This window comes from Actinacidiphila paucisporea (assembly GCF_900142575.1).
Classification (GTDB): domain Bacteria; phylum Actinomycetota; class Actinomycetes; order Streptomycetales; family Streptomycetaceae; genus Actinacidiphila; species Actinacidiphila paucisporea.
Window position 1 is genome coordinate 46,220 of the sequence record NZ_FRBI01000016.1, and the last position, 21,083, is coordinate 67,302.

General features: G+C 70.9%; 16 protein-coding genes and 2 pseudogenes. 6 read left to right on the forward strand and 12 right to left on the reverse strand.

Annotated features, from left to right (window positions below; all coding sequences use genetic code 11):
* Positions 1-44: 44 nt before the first annotated feature.
* From BUE44_RS22650 to BUE44_RS22665, 4 genes are all read right to left on the reverse strand, one after another.
* Positions 45-779, reverse strand: coding sequence for an ABC transporter ATP-binding protein (locus BUE44_RS22650; protein WP_073500820.1), 735 nt, complete (start codon positions 777-779; stop codon positions 45-47).
* Positions 776-1,663, reverse strand: a complete 888-nt coding sequence (locus BUE44_RS22655; protein WP_073500821.1) for an ABC transporter permease — start codon at positions 1,661-1,663, stop codon at positions 776-778. The genes BUE44_RS22650 and BUE44_RS22655 overlap by 4 nt, the downstream gene beginning before the upstream one ends.
* Positions 1,660-2,556 (reverse strand): TauD/TfdA dioxygenase family protein, encoded by an 897-nt coding sequence (locus tag BUE44_RS22660; RefSeq protein ID WP_073500822.1) that lies wholly within the window; start codon positions 2,554-2,556, stop codon positions 1,660-1,662. The genes BUE44_RS22655 and BUE44_RS22660 overlap by 4 nt, the downstream gene beginning before the upstream one ends.
* A 1,027-nt stretch (positions 2,557-3,583) precedes the next feature.
* Positions 3,584-4,573 (reverse strand): thaumatin family protein, encoded by a 990-nt coding sequence (locus tag BUE44_RS22665; protein ID WP_073500904.1) that lies wholly within the window; start codon positions 4,571-4,573, stop codon positions 3,584-3,586.
* Between the two features lie 752 nt (positions 4,574-5,325).
* Here BUE44_RS22665 and BUE44_RS22670 point away from each other — a divergent pair.
* Entirely contained in the window at positions 5,326-5,535 is a 210-nt protein-coding gene (locus tag BUE44_RS22670) for a hypothetical protein (protein ID WP_073500823.1), read from the forward strand.
* Between the two features lie 87 nt (positions 5,536-5,622).
* On the opposite strand, the gene BUE44_RS22675 is transcribed toward BUE44_RS22670, so the two are convergent.
* Positions 5,623-5,832, reverse strand: coding sequence for a hypothetical protein (locus BUE44_RS22675; protein WP_073500824.1), 210 nt, complete (start codon positions 5,830-5,832; stop codon positions 5,623-5,625).
* Positions 5,833-6,070: 238 nt separating this feature from the next.
* Between BUE44_RS22675 and BUE44_RS22680 the strand changes: the two genes are divergently transcribed.
* Entirely contained in the window at positions 6,071-6,820 is a 750-nt protein-coding gene (locus tag BUE44_RS22680) for a DUF7019 family protein (RefSeq protein ID WP_073500825.1), read from the forward strand.
* A 7-nt stretch (positions 6,821-6,827) separates the two neighbouring features.
* Complete coding sequence (locus BUE44_RS22685) at positions 6,828-10,418, forward strand: serine/threonine-protein kinase (RefSeq protein WP_143172552.1); 3,591 nt, start codon at positions 6,828-6,830, stop codon at positions 10,416-10,418.
* 548 nt (positions 10,419-10,966) lie between these two features.
* Here BUE44_RS22685 and BUE44_RS22690 read toward each other — a convergent pair.
* Entirely contained in the window at positions 10,967-11,848 is an 882-nt protein-coding gene (locus tag BUE44_RS22690) for a LysR family transcriptional regulator (RefSeq protein ID WP_200804495.1), read from the reverse strand.
* Between the two features lie 83 nt (positions 11,849-11,931).
* On the opposite strand from BUE44_RS22690, the gene BUE44_RS22695 reads away from it, so the two are divergent.
* Positions 11,932-12,525, forward strand: coding sequence for a nuclear transport factor 2 family protein (locus tag BUE44_RS22695; protein WP_073500826.1), 594 nt, complete (start codon positions 11,932-11,934; stop codon positions 12,523-12,525).
* Positions 12,526-12,702: 177 nt separating this feature from the next.
* Here BUE44_RS22695 and BUE44_RS22700 read toward each other — a convergent pair whose 3' ends face one another.
* The 4 genes and pseudogenes from BUE44_RS22700 to BUE44_RS36610 all read right to left on the reverse strand — a co-directional run.
* Positions 12,703-13,473 (reverse strand): DUF6193 family natural product biosynthesis protein, encoded by a 771-nt coding sequence (locus BUE44_RS22700; RefSeq protein ID WP_073500827.1) that lies wholly within the window; start codon positions 13,471-13,473, stop codon positions 12,703-12,705.
* 654 nt (positions 13,474-14,127) lie between these two features.
* Positions 14,128-14,556 carry a hypothetical protein gene (locus tag BUE44_RS22705; RefSeq protein ID WP_073500828.1) on the reverse strand — a complete coding sequence of 143 codons (429 nt, stop codon included), beginning with the start codon at positions 14,554-14,556 and terminating at the stop codon, positions 14,128-14,130.
* A 335-nt stretch (positions 14,557-14,891) separates the two neighbouring features.
* Positions 14,892-17,579: an RICIN domain-containing protein gene (locus BUE44_RS22710; protein ID WP_073500829.1), complete on the reverse strand. Its 2,688-nt coding sequence runs from the start codon at positions 17,577-17,579 to the stop codon at positions 14,892-14,894.
* A gap of 643 nt (positions 17,580-18,222) precedes the next feature.
* A pseudogene (locus tag BUE44_RS36610) lies at positions 18,223-18,393 on the reverse strand (beta-ketoacyl synthase N-terminal-like domain-containing protein); the annotation flags it as partial.
* Between the two features lies 1 nt (position 18,394).
* On the opposite strand from BUE44_RS36610, the pseudogene BUE44_RS22720 reads away from it, so the two are divergent.
* Positions 18,395-18,589 (forward strand): annotated as a pseudogene (locus BUE44_RS22720) (transposase); the annotation flags it as partial.
* Between the two features lie 17 nt (positions 18,590-18,606).
* Here the strand turns inward: BUE44_RS22720 and BUE44_RS22725 are convergent.
* Positions 18,607-18,963, reverse strand: a complete 357-nt coding sequence (locus tag BUE44_RS22725; protein ID WP_073500831.1) for a hypothetical protein — start codon at positions 18,961-18,963, stop codon at positions 18,607-18,609.
* Positions 18,964-19,126: 163 nt separating this feature from the next.
* Entirely contained in the window at positions 19,127-19,690 is a 564-nt protein-coding gene (locus BUE44_RS22730; RefSeq protein ID WP_073500832.1) for a TetR/AcrR family transcriptional regulator, read from the reverse strand.
* 105 nt (positions 19,691-19,795) lie between these two features.
* Between BUE44_RS22730 and BUE44_RS22735 the strand changes: the two genes are divergently transcribed.
* Entirely contained in the window at positions 19,796-20,719 is a 924-nt protein-coding gene (locus tag BUE44_RS22735; RefSeq protein ID WP_073500833.1) for an NmrA family NAD(P)-binding protein, read from the forward strand.
* The last annotated feature ends 364 nt before the right edge of the window (positions 20,720-21,083 follow it).

The following is a 21,083-nucleotide window of genomic DNA, read 5'->3' on the forward strand; positions in this document are numbered from 1 at the left end:
TGTGGCGGAACGGGGACCGTGGGACGGAAACCGCGGAAGAGGACTCAGTGCTGGTCGGCGAGGCCGAGGTCGGCCAGGAGGGCGGCGCGCAGCTCCTCGCGGGCAGCGCTCGCTTCGCGGTCGGCGGCCGCGAGCTGGACCGCGTGCGAGGTGCCGATGCGCCCCTGGCCCATCACGACGATGCGGTCCGCCAGCGCGATCGCCTCGTCGACGTCGTGGGTGACGAGCAGCATGGCCGCGTGGTGCTTGCTGCGCAGCGCCCGGACCAGGCCGTGCATGCGCAGCCGGGTGATCGCGTCAAGCGCCGCGAACGGCTCGTCGAGCAGGACGAGTTCGGGCTCCGACACCAGGGCTCGGGCCAGCGCCACCCGCTGGGCCTCGCCGCCGGACAGCTCCTTGGGCCAGGCCTTCTCGCGGCCGGCCAGTCCGACCTCGGCGAGCGCTACCCGGGCCCGCTCCTCGGCGTCCGGCCCGCGCAGGCCGAGGGTGATGTTGCGCAGCAGCCGCTGCCACGGCAGCAGGCGGTCGCCCTGGAAGACGATCGCGCGCCTGGCAGGGACCTCCACCCGTCCCCCGTCGGGGCGGTCCAGCCCGGCCAGCAGCCTCAGCAGGGTGCTCTTGCCGCAGCCGGAGGGGCCGAGCAGCACCACGAGTTCGTCCTCGGCGATGGCCAGGTCCAGGTGGTCGAGCACCACCCGGTCGCCGAACCGGCGGACGACCTTCTCGACCAGGGCCCCGGTCCGCTGCCGGGGCTGCCGCGTCACCGTCGTGGAGCTCATGCCACCTCATAACCAGGGCGCCACCGCAGCAGCACCCGCTCGAGAACCCGGACGAACTGGTCGGCGACCAGGCCGAGGAGTGAGTAGATCGCCAGGCCCACGAAGACCTGGTTGGTCTGGAGGTAGGTCTGTCCCTGCGTGATGAGGAAGCCCAGGCCCTGGTCGGCGTTGACCGTCTCGGCCGCGACCAGGCCGAGGATGCTGTAGGCGAGGGAGAACCGCAGGCCCACCAGGAAGCCCGGCAGCGCGCCGGGCACCAGCACCCGGCTCACCAGGCGCCAGGTGCCCGCGCCCGTCGTGCGGGTCATCTCGATCAGCCGCTGGTCGACGCCGCGGATCGCCGCGAACAGGTTGAGGTACATCGGGACGCCGGCGCCGAACGAGATCAGCAGCACCTTCGTCAGCTCGTCGATGCCGAACCACACGATCATCAGCGGCAGCACCGCGAGCAGCGGGATCGTGTTGAGGACCTGCACGAGGCCGTTGAACAGGTACTCGCCGCTGCGCAGCAGGCCGCCCAGCACGCCGGTGACGATGCCCGCCGTCAGGCCGATCGCGAGGCCCAGCCCGGCCCGCCGCAGCGAGATGGACAGGTCCGGGCCGAGCACGCCCTGCCGCCACAGGTCGACCGCGGACTTCACGATCGATGTCGGCGCCGGGGCGTACGTCGCCGACAGCGCCCCGGCCTTGGAGAGGACCTCCCAGACGACGAGGATCACGACCGGTGTGGTGTAGATGCCCAGCGGCCAGCGCAGCCGCGTGGCGAGCGCGGCCAGCGGTGTGCGGCGGCGGGCGTCGCGCGGCAGGAAGACCTCGCGCGCCTGCTCCTCGGGCCTGCCGGTGTCCGACTCGACGGCCGGCGCCTCCAGGCGGACGTCGATCATGCCGCGATCTCCTGCACGCTGCTGTAGTGCGACGCGTCGCCGACCAGTGCCCGGCTGCGGCTGCCGTCGACGCCGACCGGCACGTCGCCGGCGACCGTGACGCGGTTGAGGCGGCGCGGGTGGTCGTCGTAGTTGTCGATGGCGTAGTGCTGGGTGATCCGGTTGTCGAAGACCAGCAGTTGGCCGGGCGACCAGGTCCAGCGCAGGACGTTCTCCGGGCGGGTCACGTACGACTGGAAGATGCGCAACAGGTCGGCCGAGTCACTGCTCGGCAGGCCGACGATCCGCTTGGCGAACCCGCCGATGAACAGGCCGCGCTCGCCCGTCAGCGGGTGCACCCGGACCACCGGGTGCTCCGCCTCGTACGGCGTCGAGACGAACACCCGGTCGTACTCCTCGCGCCGCGCCGTCGTCCGCTCGGAGCGCGCGTAGTCGTACTGGTTGGTGTGCACCACCCGCAGCGAGTCGGCGAGGACGCGCAGCGGCTCGGGCAGGTCGCGGTAGGCCGCGGCCGTGTTCGCGATCAGCGTCTCGCCGCCGTACGGCGTGGTCACGATGCTGCGCAGCGTGGTGACCTGCGGCGGGTTGACCACGAAGGTGACGTCGGTGTGCCACACGTTGGACTTGGACGTCTCGCTGTCGACGGCGAGCACGTTCGTGGTGCCGTCGGCGGCGGGCACGTTGGGGTGGGCGGTGGTGAGGCGGCCGAACCACCCGGCCACGCGCTCCTGGCCGGCGTTGTCGAGGCGCACGTCGTCGAAGACGATCGCCTTGTGCTCGTTGAGGGCGTCACGCAGTGCCGCGATCGTCGAGGGGTCGGGCGTCGTCGTGAAGTCGACGCCTTCGATCACCGCGCCGATGCGGCTCGTGAGCTTGCGGATGGACAGAGGCATGAGGAGGTCCCCTCGAAAAAGGAGGCACGCTGCCGGGTGCCGGGACGTGGAGTGAACGGGCGGTTGCGCGGGGCCGCACGGCCGCGGGACCGCCGGGTCGGTCCGGGGGCGCGGTGGGCGGTCGGTGACGGTGTGAGGGGTGCCGGCGACGGGTGGGGTGGGCGGGGGTGCGTTCTTCCGGTTCGGCGCGGTGGCCGCGACCGCCCCTGACCGCACGTGGCGTCCCCGGCCTCGGACCTGCCGACGGCGTGACATGTCCAGGCCTCTTCGCCCGTACGTGGTGCGTCCGCGGGGTCCCGGTGCCGCGCTCACCGCTCACCGCGGCCGCGGCCGTGCGCGCAGAGGTGGAGACAGGCGGTCAGGAAAGGACGGCGAGGATCCCGCCGGAAGGAACTGATGTGTTGCGGGCGGCTGCGTGCCGCCTTCCCCGCGTGTGCGCCGTGGGCGCGCACAGGCCCCCTACCGGGGGGCGGTCACCCGGTCAGCGACAACAGAAGACGCTGGACACACGCCCGAAGTCGATGTGGCGGCGCTTGGCCAAGGCCAGGTGCGGGTTCATGGAACGGGAGTTCAGCAGACGCCCGGCGCTTTGGTCAAGGCTTTCGCGAACGCTCTTGCATGGTGGACACGCGCGATGGACGAGGTCCGCGGGCTTTTCGCCCGATCACCTGGCTACGGGCCGCCACCGGGGACCGCGGCGGCCGTCCGCGATGTGGACGGCGGCGAGGTGAACGTCCGTGATGTGGACGGCCGTTGTCCGGCTCGTCGGAGCCTGCCAAGATCCACGTCCATAGGTGGGAGATGAGCGTCAGTCACGGGCGTTCGTGATCGCGGATTCGGCGACCCTCTGTTGCCCCGGCACGGAAAGTGGTCCAGAACCACGTTTCACGCGTCGCCGACACTCCGGTAGTGACCCGCGGTTCGGTAACCGCGGGCTCGGGTGCGGCCGCCGCCCCGCACGGGTGAGAGAGCGAACCGCTGCCCTCAGAACGGCGGTTCACCGGTGGGCGGAGTCCGGGAGCGCCCGCTACGGGCTGACACCCCATGTGATCCGGTAGTCGCACTCCCCCGCGCAGGTCAGCACGCTGGTCGCGTCGTCGTTGACATACGAGTACGCGAACGGCTCGGCCTTCTTGAACACCGCCGCGGAGTCGACCGGCCACGACGAGGGGACGCACTTCGAGCGGGGCGCGTAGGAGCCGGTGCAGCAGGTGCTGTCCGTCTTGTAGACCAGGCAGGCGCTCAGGCACGCCACGACCTTGCCGCCACGCACACGCTGCAGCGCCTTGGGGCAGCCCACGTTGGCGTCATGGGTGCAGCCGGCCGCCGTGCAGCCCCGCGAGTTCATCTTGTCCTTGGAGGACCCACCGGAACTGTTGATCCACATCGGCAGGTTGTTGCCCTCGACGAGGCTGACGTCGTAGAAATCCATGCCGTTCCAGGCGTTGAGGTTGAACTCGGCGAGGGTGGAGGGGAATTCGCCCCACGTGCGGCCGCACTGGAAGTGCCCGCAGTCGCCGGTCACGCAGTGGCCGTTGCCCGCGGAGTCGAACGAGCACCCGGTCCGCGCCCACACCCGTACGTCCCAGTGGTCCGGGACCGTGAAGCTCAAGCTCGCCCCCGGCGCGAGCACCCATCCCGTCGCCTGGATCGGATGGTCGGGATCGGCCGCGATGGCGGGCCAGATAGTCTGGCCGAGGCGGTTGACCAGGGTCACCGTCCGCTTGCCCGCCGCATGGGTGGAAGCCGGCGCCGCAGGCTGCTTCGCGCCGGCGGACGCCGAGGGGGAAGCAGCGGACGGCTTGGCGGCCCTCGCGCTCGGGGAGGGGGACTTCGACGGGCGCGCGGAAGCCGACACGGAAGAAGTGGTCGCCGCTTGGGCGCCCGGGGAGCCGCTCGCGGTCACTGTGCCGGGCGTGACATCGGCGTCGGCCGCCGCCACGCCCCGGTCCGACGCGTCACCGCCGCGCCCGGCGGAGACGAGGTACCCGGCGAGTACCGCGAGGCACGCTGCCACCACGATCCCGGCGAGCCGCACCCGGCCCCGACGCGCGGACGACCGGTGGGCCGGACTCCGCCGCCCCGAGGGCCCTGCCGCTGACCAGCGTGTTCCTCCTCCGCCCCTTCTCATCGGACCCTCCTTGTGGTGTGCGCGCCCGCGGTGGCCACCGCGCACGGGGCCGGGCCGACGTTCGACGACTCAGGACGACGCATCTCGCACCACTCCAGGGGATTGCCCACCAGTCGCTGCTCCCGGGCACTTGCCGGGGCAGCGTCTCCTCACTTCAGGAGACGGCTGCCGGTCCCCCGGGATAACACAGATCCGCGAACCGGTGGGGTACGCCTTGGCGGCCGTGACCCGCACATGGCGCCGACGGATCGGCAGGATCAGTGGAGGGCCGGCAACCTGGTCGGGGGCGAACCGGCAGCGGCCACCGTCACCATCGCTGTCAACAACGAGTGGCTCCCTCGTTCCCGTCGGCGACGAGGTTCGCAAGGGTCAGAGCCGGCACCAGAAGATCTGGCGCCGGGTGCCGGCCTGGTGGGCGCTGGGCCCACAGGGCCACACGGCAGCCGCGCTCACAGCCCGCATCGAGCGGGCCACGTGGCAGGAGATCCTTGCCATGCACCGTTCATACGATCAGGCGTGGCCACCCTGCCACCAGGACCGCGCTCGGTACGAGGCCAAGGATCTCGCAACGACCGCCGGCCGTAGCACGCCGAGAGCCGCATTGAGGTCCGCACTGAGCGGACGCGCCGTGGGAGCCCTTGGGCGAGCCGGGGCGCTCCCACGGAAAGAGGATCGAAGACTTCTCCGACGAGCGGAAGACGGCAGCCTTCGCAGCCGCCTCCCTGGCTGTCGAAGACCTGTCCCCCGACCTGGCCCAGCGCCTCCTCGGCCCCCGGCAGTTCTCCCTCGGGGACATCCGCACCTGGTCGGTCCCCTTCTGGGCCGACGCCGACTCCGCAGTGTCCTGACCACGCCGAGGCCGGCTACCAACGGTCCGCCGAGCGCCGTACCCAGGGGCACCGACAGGGCCCCGACGGCGGAGCACCCGCGAGGGCCTACGGCAGCAGCACGCTGGGCGTCGAGCGTGGGAAGAGGGTGGTCGGCAGCGACGCATACGGCTGGAACAGCCCGGCCACGCCGAAGCAGACGACCGGCACGGCCGTCGGGGCACCCAGGCCCAAGGGGACCATGAACGCACCGAAGCCGAAGACTGTGCCGACCGTCGTGGGCCGCAACCGCCACCGGCTGAGATAGCCAGTGAGCACCGAACCGGTCCTTAAGCCCCCACAGCGGCTTTCCGGTGGCGGCCTCGGCCAGGGCGCTGCCCACGATGCACGGGACGATCACCACAGCGTGATGCGTCACTTCCGCCACGAGGCCGTCCGGCCCGGACCAGGGAGCGGCTAAGTTGTCGCCTGCCGGATTTCCCACTTTGTGTCCCTCAGGTGCCGTTGCCGGGAACAATAGCCAGCACCCGACCTTCCAGGGGAGGAGACCCGCGCGATGCCGACCGAACCCGGGCCGGCCCGGTTACGCCCGCTGACCGTGGCCGTCGACAGCGACAGCGACGCTGGTGATGGGCACCGGCTCGGCATCAAGGACCAGTTGCGGGCGGTCCACACGTGGTGGGCCGACCCCGCGCTGAGCGGCCGCGGCTTCACCGGCGAACACCTGAGCACCGAGCCATTCCTTGGCGAACTCGACCGCACCGCGCACCGCCACGCAGACGCCCCGCTGACCACCGCCCAGTCGCTGCTGCCCGCATGGGGACGCCCAGGACAGCCCACCTGGTGCCTGCCCGACCCCGGCCACCGGCCGGCCGACTCCCTTACCTCCCCGGGCCGCCGGCTGCCGATGCGGTGGGGGGCGCCAGCGGCGGGGCGGGCGTCCCTGGTCCCCTTCGGAGGCAGGACGGAGCGCACCATCGTGGGGCTCGGCGGTGCGAACGGCCATGTTCCCGACCCACCCGCCGCCGCGCTCACCAACGGGACGGACCAGGTCTCCGCGCCCACCACCATGCCGGGGCTGATCTCCGGCCCGGCCACGGCGATCGCCGCCGACAGCGAGGCCGTACCACCTGACGCACTCGCTTCCGTGTGTCTGGTGAACTGCCAACTGCCTGGCGTCGAGCGGGAGGTGGAGTCCCTCGACGAGCGACTGTCGCACCTACCCAGCCGGTATCACGAGTTGGACGTTCGCGAGGGCATGACGGTGCTCCTCGGCAGCCCGCTGTTCGTCGCGCTCGCCGGCTGAGGCCGCCGTGGCACGCGAACCAGTTCGTATCTGGGCGCCCGGCGACGTTGTGCTGGGACTGTACGAGGTGCTCGACGTGGTGCGCGACGGCGGGATGGGCCTGGTGCACAAGGTCCGGCATCGGGGCTGGCAAGTGGACCTGGCCGTGAAGACCCCGCGCCCGGAGCGGGTGCGCACGCAGGAGGACCGGCGGCTGTTCGAGACCGAGGCTGGCACGTGGGTCGGGCTCGGGCTGCACCCGCACACCGTCAACTGCGTGTACGTGCGCACCATCGACGCGCTGCCCCGGGTGTTCGCCGAGTGGGTCGACGGCGGCAGCCTGGCCCAGGCCGTGCGCGGCGGCAGGCTGTACGAGGATGGCCACCGGGCGGCGCTCGGCCGTGTCCTCGACATCGCCGTACAGATGGCCTGGGGTCTGGCGCACGCCCACGACAGCGGGCTCGTCCACCAGGACGTAAAGCCGGCGAACGTGATGCTCCAGACCGACGGCACGGCCAAGCTCACCGACTTCGGCCTGGCCGGGGCGCCGGCGGAGGGCCGGCAGGAGGGGGCCGACGGCCCGGGCGATGATCCGCCGGGCGTGACGTTCGGGGGGATGACCCCGGCTTACTGCTCCCCGGAGCAGGCGGCGGCCGCTGCGGGGCGCCGCGCGGTCCGGCTGACTGCGGCGACCGACGTGTGGTCCTGGGCTGTGAGCGTCCTGGAGATGTTTGCAGGACGCCGCCTCACCGGCCGCGGGCAAGCCGCCGGCGAGGCGCTGGAGATGTTCCTGCGGGGCGGCGGCGCCGACGACGCGCGGGTGCCGGCGATGCCCGCCGGCGTCGGCGAATTGCTGCGGCAGTGTTTGGAGCGGGACCCGGCCGCGCGTCCGTCCGGCTTCCGCGAGATCGCGGCCACCCTTGGCGAGCTGTACCGCGCGGAGCTCGGCACCGCCTACGAGCGGCCTGCGCCCAAGACGGTGCGCCTGCTGTCGGACGGACTTTCCAACCAGGCCCTGTCGCTCCTGGACCTGGGCAGGACCGCCGAGGCCGAGGAACTGTGGCGGCGGGCCGCGGCAGCCAACCCGCACCACCTCCCGACCCTCTACAACTTCGGCCTGCACCGGTGGCGTTCGGGGCGAGGCACCGCCGAGGAGTTGTCCTCCGACCTGGCGGCGGCCCGCGCCGCCAGAGCCTCCGACGGCCTCGGCGCCCTCCTGCTCGGCTGCCTGGAGTTGGAACGCCACGAGGACGAGCGGGCTCGGGAGTTGCTGCGTGAGGCGGTCGCGACCGACCCGGACTCGACGGACGCCGCGGCGGCGCTGGCCGAGCTGGCGCGCCGCCCGCCGCGGGTCCGCGCCGAGCACGACGGCCACACCGGGGAGGTGTCGGCGGTCGCGGCCAGCTCGGACGGCGGCCTCGTGCTGTCCGGCGACCGCTCGGGCCGGCTGGTGCTGTGGGCGCCCGCCGAGCAGAGCCGGCGACGCGCCCGGCACACCCTGACCCGGAGCGGGCAGACCGTCATCCACCTGGCCGTCGATGCGGCGGGCACGCTCGGGGCGGTGCTCCGCGAGGACGGGTCCGTCGAGACCTGGGACCTGGCGCGCCGCAGCCGGCTCCACCGACCGGCCTGGCCGGACGGCTCCCCCGCCTGCACGCTGGCGGTCAGTGGCGACGGCCGCTACGTGGCCGTCGGACGCCGGGACGGCACCGTATGGATCGGGCCCCAGGACCGGCCGGACCAGGCGGCCACCGTGGTGAAGGTGCACAGCGGCCCGGTCACCTCACTCGCGCTGAGCCGCGACGGCAGCAGGGGCGTGTCCGCGTCCATCGGCAGCGAGGGTCACGACGGCACCGTCCGCGCGTGGGCCCCGTTCGCCGGACGGCTGCTCGGCACCCTGACAGGACCTGTCCGCGGGACGCTGCACGGCAGGGACGTGCGGACCTCACCGTTGGATCTGGTGGGCATCTCCCCGGACGCCCGCTGCGCCGTGGTCGCCTGGTGGAGGGGGCCGCTGACGGTGTGGGACGCTCGGCGTTGCGAGGTGGTCAGCGAAGTGCCGCACCGGTTGCGGCCCGGGCTGTCCATCACGGTCGCCTCGTCCGGGCCCACTCTCCTGACAGCCGGCGAAAGCGGGGAGCGGATCCAGGCGTGGGACCCGACGACCGGCCGCTGCCTGCGCGCCCTGGACCGGGAGATGCCGTCCGACCTCAACTGGGTCCGCGGCGCGGCGCTCGCGGCGAAGGGTCGGGTGGCGGTACTCGGCGGCGCCCGCATGGTCGTGGTGCGTTCGCTGCCCGGCACCGGCTACAGGGCGCCCTGGCACTACGCCCGCGCTCAGTCGGCTGATGAACTCACCCGTGCCGACGACGCGTTCCGCGCGCTGATCGCCCGCGCCCACGACCTGGCGGATGCCGAGCGCTACGCGCCCGCCGCGCAGGCGCTGCGCTCCGCCCAGCAGGTGCCCGGCTTCGCCCGCCATCCCGACCTGCGCCGGGCGTGGGCCAGGGTGGGCGCGCACGGCAGTCGGGCGATGCTGCTCGGCGCGTGGCCCCTGTACAACTACGCCGGGAACCGGGAATTCACCCAGCCGGTCGTCACCGCGCTCGGCCGCGCCGGCACCCTGTTGGCGACCGGGCGGTGGACCGGCGAGGTGGACGTGTGGGACGCCATCGCCGGGGAACGGTTGCACACCTTCGACCGCGGTGAGGGCGGCCACGCCCATGACATCCTGTTCGCCCTCGACGGCCTCCTGCTGCTGGTCCTGACCAACGCGGGCACGATCCGGCAGTTGAGTCTGGAGGACGGCGGCAAGCGGCTGTTCACCGACGACTTCGGCCGGATCAGCGCCTTCGCCCTGAACTCTGCAGGGGATCGGGTGCTGATCGGCGACGAGACCGGCACCCTGCGGATGCGGGACCTGCCCAGCGGCTCCGTGCTGGGCACGGTCGGGGCGCACGTCGGGAAGGTGCACGCGGTGGCGCTCAGCCCCGACGGCCGGATCGCCGCCACGCACGGCAGCACCCGGTCGCAGACCTCGTTCCCACCAGCGGACGACAACGAGGTCCACCTGTGGCCCCTGGACGCGGACCGTCCAGCCTGGACCCTGCCGTCCCGTGGGCGCGACGAGCTACTGGATTTCAGCCCGGACGGGCGGACCCTGTTCCTGTCCACCGGGCTGCGCACCACCGCGTGGGACGTGGCGAGCGGCGCGTTGCGCTACTCGGTCGACTCCGGCGGCTCGTTCATGGCCGGCCAGACGGCGCGCTCCTTCAGCGACGACGGCAGGCTGGCCGCCACCCCGGGCCGCGAGGAGGTGCAGGTGTGGGAGACCGCCACCGGCCGTGTGCTCCACTCGCTGCCGTGCGGCATGCCGTACGGCTTCACCCTCAGCGCCGACGGCACGTTCGCGGTGACCGGCGGCTGGGACGGGCTGCTCCGCGTGTGGGATTTACGTTCGGGACGCTGCCTGCGGACACTTGAGGGCCACGAAGCACCCATCGCACGGATCGAGTTGAGCCCGGACGGCACCTTGCTGGCCACCGCGGACCTGGGCTCGGCGCTGCGAGTGTGGGAGCTGGCCTGGGACTACACCGTCGGGCCCGGTGACGGTGACTGACCGTGCCGTGGACTGCAGTACTCGTCGTCACCACCGGGCAGACCCACGGCGGCCGAGCTCACCGACGAGGAAATCGGAGCTTTCGGAGCCGGTGGCCGGGCCTGGTACCGGCAGCGGCCCGGTAGCGCCGCCGCATGGGGCTGGGGCGGTGACTCGCCGTGACCTGCAGCCCGGCTGCCTAACTGCCACCTTCCGCTCCGGCCAGCCCGCCGCCGGGCGGGGCACGTGCACGAAGTCTTTCGGTGTGCGAGTTGCAACCCCCCTGGCAGCAGTGCGGTGGCCACAGCAGCAGTGGCAGAGACGGCAGTTGCGCGCAGGGATGGCTCCTCGCCGTAGAGAACACGCCGCGGACGTACTGCCCCCACACCGCACAACGCCACGCCCGCAGCCCCCATGCTGCGAGAGGCACACGAAGCCCCGGTGCCGCTCTCCGACGCGCCTTTCTGGTGCCTTCCCAGCAAGTGGCCGTCAACTCGGCGCGGAGGCCAGGGCGATTGACGGGTGCCGCGCCGCGGGAGGTGAGCGGCGCGTTCCTGACGGCGGCGGGATCATGGCGCGGGGACGCGGTCGAGGTAGGCGTGGACCGCTCCTGAGGTCTCGTCGTGCCGGCTGAGGACCAGCAGGTCCGGTCCCGGCGGCGCTCCGTGCAGGGGCCGGTAGGTCAGGTCCGGCAGGGTGATGCGCTGTGTGGCGGTGGGGACGAGGGCCACGCCGGCGCCGGCCAGAGCCAGGGCGAGGGCGCCCAGGGTGCTGCCGGCCAGGCGGACCCGGGAGCGGTCCTCCTCGGCGGCGGGCCAGAGCCGGGAAAGGACGGTCTCGTCCTCCTCGCTGCCGGCGAAGACGATGAGCTCGTGGGTGCGCAGGGCGGAGGTCGTCACTGCTGATGCGGACGCCAGTTCGTGGTCGGTGCGCAGGGCGACGGACAGCGGAGTGGGCGCGCGGTGCGTGACATGCAGGCCGTCGGTGTCGCCGAGGCCCAGGTCGGGGCAGTAGCCGAGGTCGAGCGCGCCGTCGCGCACCGCCTGGATCTGGGCAGTCGGCGGAAGTTCGGTCAGGGCGAGGCCGACCCGTGGGTGCGCCCGGTGGAAGTCGCGCAGGTCGTCGGAGAGGACGCCTTGGAGGACAGCGACGCCGGAGAAGCCGATCCGGACCGTTCCCGCCTCGCCGTGCACCGACTCCCGGGCCACCTGCAGGGCGCGATCGGCCTGCGCCAGGGCTCTGCGGGCCTCGGGCAGCAGCAGGGCACCGGCCTCGGTCAGCTCGACGCGTCGGCTGGTGCGGGAGAACAGGCGTCCGCCCACCTCTCGCTCCAGAGCCTGGATCTGGGCGCTGAGGGTGGACTGGGTGACGTGCAGCAGGGCGGATGCCCGGCCGAAGTGCCGCTCCTCGGCGACGGCGACGAAATAGCGCAGGTGCCGCAGCTCCACCATCCACTCCTGTCCATCGCTCCTGTCGATTGGTTGATCGTATCTTTCGGTTGGACCTATCGCTCCTGCAGATGCACGCTGGACGCATGAACGTGACCTCGCAGGATCGACAGGACATTGCCGATCTCATGACCGGGTGGATCCACCGGGACCTGGGCGAATGGGACCGGCTGAAGGGTCTCTTCCATCCCGACGGCCGGATCGAGATCACTTGGTTCGAGGGGCGGGCGTACGACTTCGTGGACGCCTCCGCCCGGATGGGAGCCTCCGCCTTCCGGACCAAGCACCTCATCACCGCGCCTGTGGTGACCTTCTCCGCCGGCGGTACCCGCGCTGTCAGCGAGACCAATGCCGTCATCATCGGCGAGAACGTCGACCTGCGCCTCGGCTGCAACGGCCACAACCGGTTCATCGACCGGCTGGAAAAACGGGACGGGGTCTGGCGCATCAGCGACCGCAAGAGCGTCTACGACTTCGGCACCTTCACCTTCCCCGCCGGAATCGTCGACATCGACGCCGAGATCGTCGCCCGGTACCCGCGGGAGTACGCCGCCCTCGCCTATCTGCTGGAGGCCAGCGGATTCCCGGTGAGCCGGGTCTTCGCGACCAAGGGCAGCGACCTGGAGCGCGACATCAAGGAGTCCGCCTTCGCCTGGCTGGGCGAGCAGCCCGACACGTGACGGCCACCGCGGCGAACGAGAAGTACACGGGAGCACCGAATTCACCGACGTCCTGCCCCGAGGCGGCGGCCACCGCGGAACAGATCCTGCGCCCGTGTCCGGTCCTCGAACGCTACGGCGTAGTGGCACTGGCACGCTCCTGAGAGCCGCGAGACTCCGCCCCGATCCGGTACGGCGTCAGCGGCTCTCACGGTCACGCAGGTCGTGCTCGGTCCCGGCAATGGCCTGCCCCCAGCTTGCCGGCATTCGAGCGACGACCGCCGCTGCGGCCTCCTTCGCTGTGTAGGAGGGCTCGACGGAGAAGTCCTCGCCGCGGTGCCGCACCGCATAGCGACCGCCGCCGAGCGGATAGATGGCGGACACGTCCCGTGAGAAAGGCCAGCCGGTGCAGCGGCTGAACAGCAGGCTGCCGTGGCTGGTGAACGGGAAGAGCGCGCGCAGCCTGGGCTCGTCGTAAGCCGCGCGGATCAATTCCAAATCCTCGTATCGATCAGGCTCCAGGTATCGGCACCATTTCTCCGCCACAGCATGCTCGGGGCCGCGCTCGTGGGCGAGGGCGAGGGCGCCCACCTCCAGGAACGGCGCCGCACTCTGCAGCTCGGCCAAGGAGACGCCCTCGCGCCAGGCCGCGGCCGCAACCGCAAGGTCGGTGAGCTCCCTGGTGGAGCCGTTCGTGAGGTTCACGCCCTGCCCCCAGGCCGCGACGAGGAACACTCGTTGCTTTGACCCGAGGTTGACGCTGAACCCGTCGAGCCGAGGGTTACGGCTCTGGACTCCAGCGTAGGTGAGCGACGAGCCGTCACGCGAGGTACGAATCTCACCGACATTCAGGCCGTTGTCGGCGGCGCACTGTGCGAGGGCGACAGCCAGGCTCCCGGCAGCCGCAAGGTCGGGGTAGAGCACGGGATCGGGCCGGAGCGGCTGTCGAACAGCGCGAGGTTGCTTCATCCCGACATGATCGCTCCGGAGTAGTGGCCAGGACCAGGCCGGCTGTAGGCACCTGAGGTGGTTGGCCAAAACAGGCGTTGGTGGTCCCGGGCCCTACCCGCTGCCCGGCTCCACGTCACTGGAGATGCTTCTGAGCAGATCGACCAATCTGCAGCCCGTCCAGGCACTTGCCGCCGCCGCGGCCGGGCGGTCGCGCCGGACGCTCTCGCGGACGGCGACGGTCACGGCGGTGGGGCAGTCTCCCACCGCCGCAGAACAGCCAGCCTTTGTGGGCTCTCTCCGCGAGTTCAGCGCTTGGGCAGGAAGGAGTCAAGCCGGGCGAAGAGCTGGTCGGCTCGGGTGATCGTGGCGCGCCAGCAGCGCATCCTGCGCCCGCTACGACGTCGACACCAACGCCTACTCCAACCGCTCCAACTCCAACGTCACCTTCTGGAAGATCCTGCCCGCCACCTGACAGCACGCCATGGTTCCGTGAAGGAGCGGGGCCCGGCCTCCCATCTGGGAGACCGGGCCCCTCACACAGGGCGCCGTGCGCACCCGACGTCACAGCGCGCGCGACGACACCGTCCCGCAACGGCCGTCATCAAGCCGTCATGCGATCCGACGTTGGTGACCGGTGCCTGGCCGGACCAAGCTCGGAACGACAACAGCCACTTAGTGCAGGCCGTCGATGCAGACCCCGGAGCTGCGATAGCAGGTCTGCTCCTTGAGGTATTTCCCGTTCTCGTCGGTCATGTAGACCCAGATGTTGTCGGACCCACCGACGACGTCCGCGACGAGGGTGAAGTCCGCCGGCCCGGATGTGTCGCACCAGGTGCTGGTGCTCCTGAAGTCCAGTGAGGTGGAGCCTGCGAATGCCCGCGCATAGACCCGCCGGCACCCGGTGGCCTTGAACGATCCGTCGATGGCTACCGACCGGTTGGACCAGGTGGCCGTGCCCGTGTAGTAGCTCGCCCCGTACGGAAGCGAGACGTTGGCGGAGGCGGCGGTCGCAGATGGCGCCGCGAAGACCATCACCGTCGAGCCGAGTGCGAGCGCCGCGCCCGCACCGGCGAGTCGGATGAGACGTCCCTTGAGTTCCATGTCGATCCCCTCTCGTTGGGATTGCCGCCGCCCACGGTGAGGGGCGGCGCAGCCCGGGTAGGGCGTTCTCGGTGGAACCCGGATCCGCCAAGCTCGGCCGCCGGATGAGCTACATTTCTGGACTCCGATGTCCGGACGAATCCGGAGGGCGAGACGGGGAGAGCGGCGTACACGGGCGGAGCGGACTCACCGCAGAGCTGGTTCGTCAACCGGTTGCAGCGCCTGCGCACGTCCTCGGGGTCGCCCACCCAGGCGCAACTGCCGGCCTACGACGAGAAAAACCGGATGTGCCGCCACGGGGAGGTGGCGGCACATCCGACGGGCGGGCCGCCGGCTCAGGCCGGTGTCAGCTGCCATTGCTGGTTGGCGCCGTTGTTGGCGGTCCACTGCACGACGGCGGCTCCGTCGCTGGTCGACTGGCCGTTCACATCGGCCACCAGGCCGCTGTCGTGGCTGACGATGGTGAAGTACCCGTCGCCGGTGGGCCGCAGGTACCACTGCTGGTTGGTGCCGCCGGTGGCGGTCCACTGCTGGAGCTGGAGCCCGGCGGTCGAGGAGAAGCCGTTGACGTCGAGCACCTTGCCGGTGGGGTTGTAGCGCAGGGTGAAGGCGCTGCCCGAGGCGCTGAGGGTCCAGGTTCCGCCGCCGGTCTGCTGGACGGCCTTGGCGCCGTCGGCGGTGGAGTTGCCGGCGATGGCCAGCGGCTTGCCGCTGTTGCGGTTGACGATCCGGTAGGTGCCCGGCGCGGGGCTCGTGGAACTGCCCAGGGTGAAGTACTCGACCGCGTCGTTGAACACGGTCGTCCCGCCTTTGCTGGTGGACAGGACGAGGTAGACCCGTGAGCCGCTGGACGGCGCGGTGAACGACACGGTCTGCGTCGCCTTCGAGCCGAGCGGGACGGTGAGGGTGGTGTTCCCGGAGGCGATCACCGGGCCGGTGGCGCTGTCGAGGTGGGCGCTCCAGGCGAAGCCCACGGCGGTGCCGGTGAAGTCGTCGTTGAACACCGAGATCGTACGGTTCACGGTGCTGTTGGCGGCGTATCCGGGAACCGCCTGCGGGAGCGGGAAGCTGCCGCCCGAGTCCGACACGCCCGAGGCCGACCAGTAGGGCAGGTCGATCGCGGCCACGGGGTTGAACGCGGCCTGGATACGCTGGATCTGCGGATTGCTCCACGGGTCGGAGAGGTTGTCGGCGCCGTAGACGGGATGGCCGCCCTCTTCGGGGGTGAAGTCGGTGGTGCGGACGCCGGGTATGACGCCCGCCCAGGCGGACAGCAGGGTGTAGGGGCGCAAGTCGCTGGCGTCCTTGCCACGCTTGGCCACCATCGTGGTGGCGAACCACTCGAAGCCCTGCTTGGTGTTGCACGCCGGCCAGATGTACTCGCCCTCGCCGTCGGGCCGGCCGGCCACCGACACGACCTTCTCGCCGTAGGTGCCGAAACCGTCCAAGTAGTGCCCGAAGACATCGAAGTTGGAGTACGTCATGGTGGGGTAGGGGTTGGCCGGGGCGCCGACCCACGCGTCGACGCTGACCGGCCGGGTGCCGTCGTTGCCGTTCATCGCCGCGTACAGGTCCTTCTCGAACTGCTCCGAGTCCATACCGCTGCTGCCGGGCTCGTTGCTCTGGCTCCAGCGGATCACGGCCGGGTGGTTGCGGTCGCGCAGGGTCAGCGCGCGGGCGTGGTCGACCATGTTGTCGTGCCCGGCGACGAAGTCCTGAAGGCTGTTGGAGCCGCGGATGCCGGTCTCGTCGATGATCATCAGGCCCATCTCGTCGGCCACGTCGAGCATGTAGGGGCTGGCCGGCTCCTGATGAATGCGGACCACGTTGTAATTCAGCCGCTGGTAGTTGTCGACCGCCTGCGGCCAGCCGCCGTTGCCCGAGGAGGGCGCGAGGAAGCCCGGCAGGGTGTCGTAGGCGTCACCCTTGCCGCCGTTGTTGACGCGGTCGAAGTCCGCGCCCTGGAGGTTGTCGCCGCGGAAGTTCACCCGCACGCCATTGAGGTAGTAGTACTCGCCGTTCTGGCTGCTCTCCCGGAATCCGAAGCGGTAGGTCGCGTCGCTGGTGCGGCCGTCGTCGGTCGCCGCATGGACCGTCAGGCGGTGCAGTTGGGCGCGAAACCCCTGCCGGTAGGGGACGTTGGGCCACCAGTACGAGGAGGAGCCCAGGTTCCACGCCACCGGCCCGACCGTCACCTTGACGGTCGAGTGGGCGGCCACGGTCACCGTGCTGCTCGGCAGCGCCGGGTAGCTGAACGACGTGGCGTTGTCCGATGCGAGCGAACCGGTCAGCGTCACCGTCCGCGTGGCGCCGGAGGTGTTGGTCACCGACGCGTCGTAGGTGAGGGTCTGATTGGCCACGGACGTACGGACGAACGTGTCGCTGACGTACACCGCCGGATACACGCGCAGGAACGCCGAACGGAAGATCCCCTGCGGTACGGCCTCGGCCCAGTCGGCCGCGTCGGGCACCAGGTACCTGCCGTTCGCGGGGTTCTTCAGGGCGCCCCTGCCCTTCACATCGACCGTGATGGTGTGCGTGGTACCCGGTGCCGCGTACGCGCTGATGTCGAAGTTCGACGGTGTGAAGGCGGTGGTCCTGGTCGCCACCGTCCGCCCGTCGACCGCCAGGGTCGCCTGGTGGTTCACCGCGCCGAACTCGATCCACGTGGACTGCGGCTGCCCGGAGTCCGGCACGGTGATCGTGCGGGAGTACACCGCCTCGCTCACATCGGTGAAGCCCTGCTTGTACCAGCCGCCGCCCGGCACCGTGATCGACGTCGCCGACCGGCCCGCCGGGGTGAACCCCCACGTGCCGGCCAGGTCGGTCGAGGCGATCGCGGCATTGCCCGCGGTGACGCCGTTGACGTCCGCCGCCGGTGCGGCGGGGACGGCCGGCGTGGATCGAGGGGCGGTCGCCGTGGCCGGCTGTGTTCCCACAGCCCCGGTCAGCAGCGCCACGACGGCCACGGACCAAAGGGCCAGGCGTCGACGGCGCGGCGGCTGTACGTGTTGTCGCTTCACACGATCCTCCTTGTAGACGGACCCGGCACGGGCAGGTGGTGAACCGGCCGGGGCGGCGCTGAATCCGTAAGGCGGGGAGCGACCCGCCGGGTTGGCCTTGTCCCACCACAACTCGCCGACAACCAGGGAGAAGGGGGCCGCCCGGACCGCCCGACCCCTCGGCTCGCGTGACAGGCACCCACGGTGTTAGCGCTCACACACACCGATCGGTCGGAAATACGGCGCCACTGGAGGGACATATGTTTCGGATACAAGAAGCTGCAGCTGCACCCCTCGCGGTGTCAAGCCTCACGACAGGAACCGATTCACACGATCATCGGTGAGCCCTCCCCTGCCAACCCGTGCCCTGGGCGCCTTTGTGCTCGCATCGGCGCCAGGAGCCGAGTTCCCCGCGCGGACGGCTGGCGCGCGGGGCCGGCGCCGGCGCCGGCTCGTGCCGCACACCCCTTGAGGTGGCGCCGACAGATGTGTCAGTCTCATTTCGGCCCTTCTACCGAGGCAGTGCCTCCACTGGCCGACTGCGCACACCTGGACCTCTCACACTGAATGTGAACGCTCACGCCTTCTGGGCGACGCGCGCTCCAGAGTTGCAGCGCCCCGCGCCGGTCGGCACTTATGCCGCAGCTGTAACCCGCGCCGCTATCTGCTGGTGAGGAGCAGCAGCCGTGCCACCGTCATCCGCGTCGGTGGTGGACCCGGTGCCCGCGAGCACGGCTCGGGCACGGGCACCGCGGGCGGCGGCGTCCGCGGCCCGTTCCAGCACCAGAACGCCGCTGCCCTCGGACATGACGAATCCGTCGCGGTCGGAGGCGAAGCGCGAGCGCGGAATCCGCCATCGCATCGCCCGCGAGGGCGTCGAGTCCTCAGAACGGCTGGGCCGACATCGGTGGGTGGTCGAGAGAACGGTGTCCTGGCTGGCAGGCTGCCAAAGGCTCCACCGCCGGTACGAACGTACGGCCGAGCACTTTCTCGCCTTCGTCGGCATAGCAGCAGTCCTCATCGGCTACCGCCGTATGGGCGGCCCTGCTCACGGCCTGAGCCGGTCTGGCTGCACATCGAAGCAGACCAGTCCCATGGACTCCGCCACGGTCACGGCGTAGGCCGACGCCTCCTCGGCCATGCTCCACCGCATGGGGAAGTAGATCAGCGGACCACTGGCCTCGCCGATCAACGGACCCGTCGACCAAGGCGAGGTGTCCTCCTCGTCCTCGCTGATGTCACACCATCGTTCAAGCAGCACGGTCACGTAAGCCGCTATGCGTTCGGACGGAGGCTCTTCCACCTCGCTGTCGATGTAGCGGTCGTACAGGTCACTGAAGACCCGGCCGGCGGTCTTGTCGTCCGCCGGCTTGTCGCCTTCCCAAACAGCCAGGTCGTAAGTCATGCCCGCGAGGCCCCCCAGGTCCTTTTTCCCACCCGGCGCTCAGGGTTTCCCCGGACATGCTCACCTCGGCTCCCCGCTCGCGGCACGCCGGCCTGTGGCCGGATGCCACTGCGGAGGGGGCGGCGACCGGGTCGAGCGCGCGCTGGACGTCACGGCGCAGCGCTCAGGTGCCGTTATGGCCAAAGCCTGCGACGGCAAGTCGGAAGGCGCGGTCCGCCTGCATCGCCGGGTCGGCGTAATTCTCCGTGGCCAAGGCGATTCCGACGATCAGTGTGAGCAGATCGTCGATGGTGATATCCGCCCGGACAGCCTGGTCGTCAATGGCTTTGCGGAGCAGCATGGCGCCGGCCGCACCGATGACTGCCGCACACGAGTCCTCGGTGGCCTCGTCCTGCAGGGGCTGGTAGGAGAGGGCGTCTGCCAGACCACGGGCGGCGAGCGAGTAGGCGAGCAGTTCACGCAGCCATTCCACCAGCGCGGAGCGGCTGTCGTGGTCGCCACAGAGTGTACGAGCGCGATCGCACAGGCCGTGGATGCGCTGTTTGAAGACGGCTTCGAGCAGGGCTTTGCGGGTGGGGAAGTGCCGCCGCACGGTGGCTGATCCGACGCCTGCGGTGCGGGCGATCTGCTCCAGGGATGCCTGGGCTCCTCGGGTCGCCACCTCGGCCTCGGCCACGGCGAGGATGTGCGTGTAGTTGCGGCGGGCGTCTGAGCGCTGGCCGGTCATGGTCTCCCCCGTTGATAAATGGCGGCCCCCGCCGTATTGTAGCGCCCATGAAACGGCGGGCCCCGCCGTTTGTGCTGTGCGTGACTGTTGAGGGGATGCACTCTCATGACCACCGCCTCAGAGCCGGTTCTCGTCGCCGGTGCCACTGGCCGCCAAGGCGGCGCAGCCGCCCGCGCCCTGCTCGCACAGGGAACACCGGTGCGAGCCCTGGTGCGCGATCCGAGTACCCCGCGCGCACAGGTCATCGAAGAACTCGGCGCCAGCCTGTTCGTGGGGGACCTCACCCAACCCGCGACCCTTGCGGCGGCCATGGACGGCGTGCGGGCCGTCTTCTCCGTGCAGATGCCCGCGTACACCGAGCAGGGGTTCGACTTCGCCGGCGAGGTCAGCCAGGCGGACAACCTCATGACGGCTGCGCGAGCCGCCGGCGTGGAGCAGTTCATCCAGACCTCCACCAGCGGCGTGGGACAGCACGTCGAGGCTCCGGGCTGGGCCGAAGGGCAGTGGGCAGTGATGGAAGCCCCGCTCGGTGCGAAGGCCGCGATCCAGGACCGGCTGCGCGCATTCGACTTTCCGTACTGGACGTTGCTCAAGCCGTCGTTCTTCATGGAGAACTTCGAGCCGTCCATGCGGTTCTACTTCCCCCGCGGCGTGGAGGGGGGTCTGGTCACCGTCGTCAAACCGAACACGCACCTGCCGCTCGTAGCAGCCAAGGACGTGGGCCGAGCCGCAGCAGCCGCCCTGTCCGCCCCCGCCGAGTTCCACCGAGTGGAACTGGAACTCACCAGCGATTATCTGACCATGACCGACATCGCGGAGGTCCTCTCCCGCGCCTTGGGTGTCCCGCTGACGGCCCCGGACATGACCGAGGAACAGGCCCGCGCCGCCGGCATGGGAGACATGGGTGCCACGCACGAGTTCATGGAGGTGGTCGGCCAGCCGGCCCGGCCGCAGTTCGCTCGTGCGCTGGGCCTCGACCTGACCAGCTTCGAGGAGTGGGCGCACGAACACCTGCGGACTGCCGCCTGAGCCGGCCTTCGCTGCGGAAAGGGACGTACACGGGCAGCCCCCGGACCAGCGCCATCTCCTGCTGCCTGTGCGAGTTCGAGGCGTTCTACAACGGGCGCAGACCGCACACGATCCTGCGAACGCCCGCCCGCTCCACTCTCCGCCCGGTCCGATGGAGGACCTAGACCGGATCGACCCTCTGGACACACGCCGACGAGCGCGACTCCGCGGCACCCTCCATGCGTACCAACATGCGGCCTGACCAGCATGGATGAGGTATTCGGCACCCGCAGGGCTGCAGCTGACCGGTGTCGATGAGATGGTGCTGTCCCTGTCCGCCCGGGGCCTGACCCACGGAGACATCTCCGCCCGCCTGGCCGAGGCG